The 2,386-nt window shown below is 60.8% G+C and carries 4 protein-coding genes; 3 read left to right on the plus strand and 1 reads right to left on the minus strand.

Annotation, left to right across the window (positions count from 1 at the left end; translation table 11 throughout):
- From leuD to AC1DUU_RS29650, 3 genes are all read left to right on the plus strand, one after another.
- Positions 1-497, plus strand: a 497-nt coding sequence (gene leuD / locus AC1DUU_RS29640) for a 3-isopropylmalate dehydratase small subunit (RefSeq protein WP_476786892.1), incomplete at its 5' end; no start/stop codon positions are given.
- A gap of 190 nt (positions 498-687) precedes the next feature.
- On the plus strand, positions 688-1,521 hold the full coding sequence (locus AC1DUU_RS29645) for a hypothetical protein (RefSeq protein WP_476786893.1): 834 nt from the start codon (positions 688-690) through the stop codon (positions 1,519-1,521).
- Between the two features lie 12 nt (positions 1,522-1,533).
- On the plus strand, positions 1,534-1,914 hold the full coding sequence (locus AC1DUU_RS29650) for a RidA family protein (protein ID WP_476786894.1): 381 nt from the start codon (positions 1,534-1,536) through the stop codon (positions 1,912-1,914).
- Positions 1,915-1,917: 3 nt separating this feature from the next.
- On the opposite strand, the gene vapC is transcribed toward AC1DUU_RS29650, so the two are convergent.
- Entirely contained in the window at positions 1,918-2,310 is a 393-nt protein-coding gene (gene vapC / locus AC1DUU_RS29655) for a type II toxin-antitoxin system VapC family toxin (protein ID WP_476786895.1), read from the minus strand.
- Positions 2,311-2,386: the final 76 nt, after the last annotated feature.

Genomic DNA, 2,386 nt, shown 5'->3' on the forward strand with positions numbered 1-2,386 from the left:
GCCTTGGTGTCGGGCTTTTCGCCGAAATGCGCTACAATGAGGACGGTTCGGAAAACCCCGATTTCGTGCTCAACAAGCCGGCCTACCGCAAGGCGCAGATCCTCGTTGCCGGCGACAATTTCGGCTGCGGCTCGTCGCGTGAGCATGCGCCCTGGGCGCTGCTCGACTTCGGCATCCGCTGCGTGATTTCGACGTCGTTTGCCGACATTTTCTACAACAACTGCTTCAAGAACGGCATCCTGCCGATCACCGTCAGCCAGGAAGACCTCGACAAGCTGATGGACGACGCCTCGCGCGGCGCCAACGCCACGGTTTCGGTCGATCTCGAAGCCAAGGAAATCCGTGGCCCCGACGGCGGCGTGGTTGCCTTCGACCTCGACGATTTCCGTCGCCACTGCCTGCTCAACGGTCTCGACGATATCGGCCTGACCATGGAGAAGGCGAAGTCGATCGACACCTACGAAAAGAAGGTCGCCGAGAGCCGCCCCTGGGCCTGAGGCTCGACACCTAATAAGCTGAAATACTCAAAGCCCCGTCCCGATTGAAATCGCGGTGGGGCTTTTTGCTGGAGCAACAGGCTTCGGCTGACAGGTCCACTGTGCCATGGCATTGTCGCGCCTCGAGATTCGGAGCGCCAGATATTCGAGCTGTTCCGTGACATCGCAAGTCGGTCTCCAGGAGCAGACAATGAAATCTTCCGCCCTCCTCGCAGCATTCGCGCTGGCGTTGACCGCCTCCTCGTCGGCCCTGGCCCAGCAGAGCGAACCGCAGACAATCCCGTTTGAAGGTGGCAATTTCACCATCACCGAGACGCCGGAACTCGACAAGATCCTTGCCTATGAGGGTAAGGAGCTGGCGCGCAACTACGTTGCCTATTACGAGCGCACCGTCGACCTCAACGGCACCAAGGTCGCCATCTTCGACATCGGCGACGGCGGCAATGCCTGCGGTCCCGAGACCGTGCTCGCCTGGAAGACCGACGCCGGCATCCAGTCGACCGTCGTCGGCGACGGCGAATGCGGCACGCCGCCGGCCGCGGCCACCGGCGATACGCTGTTTTTCGTGCCTTACCTCAGGCCGGGCGCCAGTGAGCCCGTGCGCATCTGGTCACCGCAGGATGGGCTGAAGGTGGCAGGCCAGTTGAGCTTCGTGCCGCAGCCAGGTACTGGCTGGGCCGACATTGTCGCTGACAAGATCACCTATCCATCAGATTTCTTTGACAATGCCGAACTCTACGCCGCCGCCCAGAAGCTGCTCGGCGACGACCTTGAACAAGTGGCGCTTGGCCTGTCGGTGGCTGGCGAGCCCGAAAAGACCGCATCCGGCATCCTGTTTGTCAGCGGTTGCGTGCCGCATGCCTGCGGCAGCGCCGACGCCTTCATCGGCGTCGATGTCACCGGCAAGAAGCTCTATTTTGCCCAGCAAGGCGACACACCCGAGCCAAAAACCTGGCCCGCGCTCGCCGAATGGCCAGCCGAGGTCAAGGACGCCATGACCAAGGCGCTGACCCCACCGCAATAAGGAAAAGACCATATGCGCAAGCTGATTTCCACCGGATCGCCCTTCGAAAAGACCGCCGGCTATTCGCGCGCGGTCGTGCAGGGCGAGTGGTGCTTCGTCTCCGGCACCACCGGCTACGATTATGCGACCATGACCATGCCGGAGAGCGTCGAGGCGCAGACGCGCAACTGCCTCGCCACCATCGCCAAGGCACTGTCCGACGGCGGCTTCGACATGACTGACGTGGTGCGGGCGCACTATTACATCACCGACCGGGCCTATGTGGACTTGGTGTTCCCGATCCTCGGCGAGACGTTTGGCGATATCCGCCCGGCGGCAACGATGATCGTATGCCAGCTCAACAAGCCCGAGATGAAGATCGAGATCGAAGTGACGGCGCTGAGGCGGGGCTGAGGCTCAATAGAGCTGCAGGTTCAGGTAAGGCCTCATTGCCGTAAAGTCGCGGTCACTATGCAGAAGTCTGTGATCATGCTCGATACAGAATGTGGCAATGACGAGATCGACTAGCTTTCTGACGGTCACACCTTTCGACCTGAGGAGTCGGTCATTGGCTGCGACAAGCGGCGCCAGTTCCACGTTGCACAATGAAACCGTCTCGAACTGCCGCATTTCAGCTTCCAGGCGCTTGGCGTGCCTCTCGTCATGCGCGCCGCGCAGAACTTCGACTAGCACCAGGTCACCAACAATGATCGATTGTGGTCGCTCGATGGCTCGGAGCTTTCTGACTTGCGGTGCATCCTTGCTCCGAAGGTTATCAATCCATACGGAACTATCGACCAGGATGCCCATCCCGGCTTAATCCAAATCCGTCCGCATGGCTTCGAGGTCGCCTTCCCAGCCCATCCCGCGCATGTTCTCGATGGCC

This window comes from Aminobacter sp. P4_H6_2, assembly GCF_056400805.1.